The organism is Rhodococcus sp. CX, assembly GCF_015865005.1.
Taxonomy (GTDB): Bacteria; Actinomycetota; Actinomycetes; order Mycobacteriales; family Mycobacteriaceae; genus Rhodococcus.
Window position 1 is genome coordinate 31,812 of the sequence record NZ_JADZGH010000186.1, and the last position, 6,694, is coordinate 38,505.

2 protein-coding genes and 1 pseudogene are annotated in these 6,694 nt (G+C 72.5%); all 3 read right to left on the minus strand.

The window, feature by feature from the left end; genetic code table 11:
- Positions 1-1,472, minus strand: a 1,472-nt coding sequence (locus tag I0Q12_RS20145; RefSeq protein WP_374068744.1) for an AAA family ATPase, incomplete at its 3' end; no start/stop codon positions are given.
- Positions 1,469-4,789, minus strand: coding sequence for a UvrD-helicase domain-containing protein (locus tag I0Q12_RS20150; RefSeq protein ID WP_197253927.1), 3,321 nt, complete (start codon positions 4,787-4,789; stop codon positions 1,469-1,471). The genes I0Q12_RS20150 and I0Q12_RS20145, both read right to left, overlap by 4 nt.
- Positions 4,789-6,694: pseudogene (locus I0Q12_RS20155) on the minus strand (exodeoxyribonuclease V subunit gamma); the annotation flags it as partial. The pseudogene I0Q12_RS20155 and the gene I0Q12_RS20150, both read right to left, overlap by 1 nt.

Here is a 6,694-nt window from a genome sequence, read left to right on the forward strand (position 1 = left end):
TCGGGGTCGAGGCGACGCCCGGAGGACGCCCCGATCCATTCCATCGCCTGCCGCGTCCAGTGCTGCACGCCGTACGGGCCGTCGCGGTGCGCGCACAGCAGCCGGTGCGTCTCGAATCGGGCCAGCGCAGTGTGGGCGTCCCCCGCGACCGCCGCCGCGGTGACCTCCTCGGCGGAGCGGACCACGTCGTCGTGCAGGGCGGTCAGGTCGCCGGGGGCGTGGAAGGTCACCTCGGGCACGCCGCTGAGCAGGATGCGCATCGTCTCGTCGTCGTCACCGTCGCGCACCGCGACCGCGAGCCGGGCGATGTCCCCACCGAACCGCCTGCCGCGGCTGAGGCGAACCACGCTGCCGCGCAGTCGTTCCCGCTCGCCGGCTCCGAAGGCGGTTTCGGCCGGATCGTCGGTGACGGCGGTCAGGTCGCGGGCGGCGATGTTCACGAACACGGGGTTCGGTGTGCCGGTGACGGGCCGCGCCACCAGATCCGCGAGGACCGCACCGGCGTCGACGGACGTGAGCTGGTCCGGGTCGCCGACGAGCACGAGCCTCGTGTCGGGGCGGACCGCTTCGAGCAGGCAGCTCATCATCGTCAGCGACACCATGGAGGTTTCGTCGACGACGATCGCGTCGAACGGCAGGTGGTTGCCGGCGTGGTAGCGGAAGCGGGTGCGTCCCCGCTGCCAGCCGAGCATGCGGTGCAACGTCATGGCGGTGACGTCGGGTGCGAGCCCGAGCGGCCCGGCCTGGTCGCGCACCGATTCCTGCAGCCGTGCCGCGGCCTTGCCGGTCGGGGCCGCCAGACCGATCCGCACGCCGGGCCCGTGCAGCGAGGTGAGCAGCGCGAGGATCCGCGCGACGGTGTGCGTCTTGCCGGTGCCGGGTCCACCGGCGATGACGGTGGTCCAGTGGGTGGCGGCGAGCGCGGCGGCCACTCGCTGACGGTCCGGTGCCGACGACGGCCGGGACGGGTCTGCCGGGTCACGGAACAGTTCGTCGAGCCGCCGCACCAGCAGGTCCTCGTCGACGTCCGGGTAGTCGCGGGATCGCGCATCCAGCGCCCGCCGCACGGTCTGCTCCTGCCGGAAGTAGCGGTCCAGGTACAGCAGCGGCCCCGCGTCGGTCTCGACGAGCCGCAGCGGGCGCAAGGGCCCGGTCGGGGATCCGGTGATCAGGGGGCTGCGCCGCAGGGCCGCGATCACGGCGTCGTCGTCCGGCCAGGGCAGCGTGGCCGGGTCCACCTCGGCGTTCTCGTCGACGCCGACGTCCCGCAACCGGGTCAGGTCCAGGCACACGGACCCGGACCGCACGGCCCGCACGGCCAGCGCGGTGGCCAGGTGCACGTCTTCGTCGGGTTCGGCGCCGAGGCTCGCCAGTCGCAGCGCGACGTGGACGTCGGCGGCGGCGAGCACCCCGGCCTCGTTGAACGCGCGCAGGGCGCCTTTGCCGCGCTGGGCCACCAGGATATCGATCACGGTTGGGCCTTTCCGGCGAGCAGGTCGGACAGTTCGGTGACGAGGGCGGCCGGGGGCGTCCAGTCGAACACGCCGACTCCCGTCGGCGTATCCGGCCCGACCATGCCGCGCACGAACAGATACTGCGCTCCCCCGAGGTGCACGGCCGGATCGTAGCCGGGCAGTCGCCACCGCAGATACCGGTGCAGCGCAACCGAATACAGCAGCGCCTGCATCGGATAGTGGGCGCGCAGCATCTCCGCGGCCATACGGTCGCGGGTGTAGTGCTCGGTGGTCAGCACCTCGTCGGGTGCGAGCCGGTTCGTCTTGTAGTCGACGATGACGTAACGACCGCCCCGCTCACCGGACACCCGCAGCACCGCGTCGATACTGCCCGTGAGGTAGCCGCGCAACGGAATGGGCTCGAGGGTCCGCACCAGCTCCGCGTAGGGCCGCATCGGGTCGTCGGCGGGCAGGTGCCGGCGCAGCAGCGCACCGACCGCGTCGAGCGTCACGATCGTCGAGACCGGATTGTCGCCGCCGGCGAGCGGCAGTTCGAAGTCCAGTTCCGCCAACCGATCCGACGGCGCGATCCCGGCGAGGGTCGTGCCGAGGGCACCGAGCGGGGTGTGCAGCACCGGCGTCAGGGCCGCGGCCAGCGCCGCCGGATCGACGTCCGAATGCTGCGCGACGATCACCTCGCGGCATCGATCGAGCAGTTCGGCGTCGAGGTCGGCGGCGGCGGTGTCCACGACCTCGAGGACGGCGTGCACGAGGGTGCCGAACACGGTGCCGCCGGGCAACCCGTTCATCGGCGACTCGATGCCGGCGACGCCCGGCACCGGTTCCGGTCCACCGGTCGGCAGCGGCGGCTCCTCCGGCTCGTCGTCCTTGTCCGGCGTCTCGACTTCGCTTGCCACACCGGGATGTTCGTGTGCGGAGGCGGTCAGCGCCGAATAGGATGTGCGACGCCAGTATTCGTCGAGTGTCCGGTCGAACCGGGCGGCGGCGAGGGCGTCGTCGCGATCCCGCTCGGGGCTCCACGTCGGCACCGCGATCGGGCCGGGCGCGACCGGTTCGGTCACGATCAGCCCGCCGGATCGCTCGGCCCACGCCGCGAACTGCTCGGCGACGACCGCATCGGCGGGGATCTTCACGTTCGGCACGAGATCGGCGGTGCCGTCGACGCGACCGGCGAGCATGCGGTGCAGCGGCGACGACCCGGTGCCGAAGGACGGCGCCCACCACAGCGCGAGATGGCTGCGTGCGCGGGTCAGCGCAACGTAGAGCAGGCGCAGTTCCTCCCCGGCCGCCTCCTCGTCGTGCCGGGCGCGGCGCTGCCCGTATCCGGGACTGCCCTCGCCGCCGACGTCGAGGATGCGGCGGCCGTCCTCGTGCAGCAGCAACGGATCGGGATTGGGGTGTTTCGCCGAGTCCCACCCGAACGGCACGTACACGACCGGGAATTCGAGCCCCTTGCTGCCGTGCACGGTGAGGATCTGCACGGCCGCGGCGTCGCTGTCGAGGCGGCGGCTGCGGTCGGTGCTCCCGGGACGCGGATCCAGCATGCGCTCCTCGAGCCACCGGGTCAGTGCCGCCGGGCCCAGGAACTCCTCGGCGGCAACACGATCGAGCAACTGCGCGATGTGCCGCACGTCGGTCAGGGCACGTTCGCCGGACACGGTCGCGAGCAGCCGCGCTTCGAGCCGGCTCAGCGTCGCGAGCTGTTCGAACAACGCCGCGAACCCGGACCGGGCGAACACCGCGGCCAGTTCGCGCAGCATGCTGCCGACCTCGGCGACCAGCTCGTCGCCGCGGGTGTCGACGTCGTCGACGGTGTATCCGAGCAGCGGGGTCAGCGCGGCCAGTCGCACCCGGTCGGATCGGTGCGGCTGTTCGATCGCCTGCAGCACCCACAGCCAGTCCTGCGCGGCCGGGGTCGCGAACACGCTGGTGCCCCCGGCCAGCACGCACGGCACGCCGGTGCGCACGAGCGCGTCGTACACCAGCGACACCTGGGTGTGGGTGCGCACCAGCACCGCGATGTCGCCCGGTTCGATGCGGCGCGGGCCGTGACCGTGATCGATGGCGGCGCCGCTGTCGAGCAAGCGGACGATGTCCGCGGCGACGTCGCGCGCGACCCGGGACCGCAGCGCACCGACCGCGGGGAAGCCGGAACTGCCGTACGGTCCGGCGCCGGTCCGCGGCAGGTAACGCAACCGGATCGGGGGTGCCCCGGTCAGACGCGTGGACGGTCGCGCAGCATCGACCGGGTGCACGACGATCCGCGAATCCCCCAGGGCGGCACCGCCGTACAGCTGCCTCAGCGCCGCGAGCAGGTTGCCGTCGCTGCGCCAGTTGGTCGTCAGCTCCAGGTGACAGTCGGCGACCGCGACGGCCTCGAGGTAGCTGAGGACCTCGGCCCCACGGAACGCGTAGATCGCCTGCTTGGGATCGCCGACGAGCACGAGGGTGGTGTGACCGTGGAAGGCGCGGCGCAGGATCTCCCACTGCTTCGGGTCGGTGTCCTGGAATTCGTCGACGAGCACCACCGCGAACCGCGACCGGATCCGCCGGCATGCCGCCTCGCCGTGGTCCGGGTCGCCGAGTACCCGGTGCAGCAACGCGAGCTGGTCGTCGAAGTCGCGCACGCCCGCCGCGCGTTTGCGGCGTTCGACCTCGGTGCGCACCGCGCGGGCGAAGGCGACCCGCTCCCCCGCCGGTGTGCCCTCGGCGCCCTCCGGGACGAGATCGGCCTGCGGATCGAAGATCGCGGCGCGGGCGGCGGCGGTCGCCTCGGCGAGACCGATCGGCGGGCTCGGGATCCGGCCGTAGGTGCGCAGATACAGATCCGCGACGACCTCGGTGGTCAGGTCGTCGACGTCCTCGACGAGCACCACGTCGGGTTCGCGTTCCCCGGCGATGCCGAGTTCGTCGAGCATGCGCTGGCAGAAGCCGTGGGTGGTGGCGATGGTGGTGGAGTCGAAATCCGACAGGGCCTGACGCAGCCGGGTGCGGTGCGCAGCGCCGACGAGCTGATCCGGTATCTCGCCGAGGGCGACGTCGCTGCGCCGCGCACTGTCCGGGTCGGCGAGCGCCGCCGCGACGGTCGCGAACCGTTCGCGGGTGCGTTCGCGCAGTTCCTGGGTGGCGGCGCGGCTGAACGTCACGAGCAGCAGGTCCGACAGGTCGGCGTGGCCCTCGGCGACGAACCGGGTCGCCAGGCCGACGATCGCGTAGGTCTTGCCGGTGCCGGCGCTGGCCTCGAGCACGGTGGTGCCGCGCGGCAGCGGGCCGAGCAGATCGAACGCCGTCGCCGGCGAGGTCGGCGCCGTCATCACGGCCTCCCCTGGGTTTCCGAGGCCAGCAACGGTTCCCACAGCCGCCGGGCGAGCACTCCGAAGCGGCTCGGGTCGTCGTACCAGGCGCGTTCGTCGTCGAGCGGCGGGGCGGTGGTCAACGCGTTCAGGCTCACTCCCGTTCCGTACAGGTAGGTCAGGTTCCGGTCCTTGCCGTCGCCGAACGCGCCGCCGAACTCCTTGGCGGCGGATTCGAGGGCCATCTCGACCGAGTCGCCGCGGTACCGCCGGTTCGCGTATTCGGCGGAGGCACAGGTGGTGATCGGCAGCGGCGTGTGCAGTCCGCGATCGCGCAGGCTCACCAGCCGCAGCAGCTGATCGCGCGCATCGGCGGGCGCGATGAGGGTGGAACGCCAGGCGGGGGTGCGGAAGCGACCGCGGCCGGTGGTGACCGCCTGCCACGTGCCGGGCCGGCCGGACGCGGCGACGGCGAGCAGGTGGACCCACGCCGTCATGCGCTGTTTCGGAGCCAGGCGCGAGAAGGTGCTTCGCGCGATCGTCGTGCCGTGGATGCCGCCGACGGTGCCGGTGAGGCGGCGGCCGTCGCCGAGGTCGACGACGACGTCGGCGGTGCCGGCGGCCCCGGCGTGCACCGGCCCGCACGTCGCGACGAGTTCCTCGACGGTGCGGGTGACGTCACCGAGAACCTGCTCGCCCAGCGCGGCCGGAGGCAGGGTCCCCCGACGCCATTCGGCGGCGCGGAAGTCGGCGGGATCCACACCGGCCAGGCGTGCCTCGAGCATGCGTTCGCCGAGGTCCCAGCGGGCCAGGCCGTCGAGTTCGATGTCGAGAGCGTCGGCGATGTCCTCGTCGAGTTCGGGGATGCGCAGTCCCAGTCGCTGCCGCAGGAAACCCTGGGTCGGGTGCGTGAGGAAGGCGACGAGTTCGGCGAGGTCCACGTCGCCGTCGGCGCCGCGCGGAGCCAGCGACGCACACGCCGCCCCGACCGATCGGGGTGGTTCGGGATCGGGTCGCGCCGCGGCCCGGGCGCCGGCGAGGGCAGCGGTGTCGAAACTGAACGGCGCATCGGCACGGAAGTTGCGGGCATCGAAGGGCTGCAACGGATGCCGCCTCACCACCTTGTGCGGTTCGCTTCCCGTCATGACGGCGACGACATCGCGCAATTCGCTCAGCGGCACGGCGGGCGGCCGGTGTGCACCGGTGACGGGATCGGCGCCGGTGTGGAACAGCAGGACACGGTCGCGGGCGGACATCAGCGCGTCGAGCAGCAACTGCCGATCCTCGCTGCGCGGATCACGTTCTCCCACAACGGGATCGAGTGCGGTGACGTCGTCGCCGTCGATGTGGGTGCCGCGCGGGAAGTGCTCGTCGTCGAGCCCGAGCAGCACCACGACCCGATGCGGCACCGACCGCATCGGGACCATCGTGCAGACGGTGAGCTCACCGGTACGGAAGTTCGCCCGCGTCGGCCGGCCCGCGAGCCGGCTCGCGAGCATGGCCCGCACGTCGGGCAGACGCAGTTGCGCGTCACCGCTGTGCTCGACGGCGGCGGCCAGTTCGCGGTGCGCCTGGGTGATCTGCCAACCGTCGGCCGGGGCGACATCGGTGAGCAGGTCGACGGCACGGGCCAGGTCCGCGGCCCACCGGGTCGCGGGCTTGGGACCACGGAGGCTGTGCAGCACCGAATGCAGCCGGTCGATGTACTCGGCGAATCTCCCGGCGCGGTCGATGTCGTTGCTGTCCACGTCGTCGAACGGCAGTGCAAGCGAAAGCCATTCGCTCTGCGACTCGTCGGCAGCGACGCCGAGCAGGAGCCGGTCGAGTGCGGTGCCGAACGTGTTCTGCGGGAAGTCGGCGAGACCGACCGCCGCGCGCTGTCCCTTGGCCAGGCCCCAGCGCGCACCGGTCGCCACGGTCCATTCC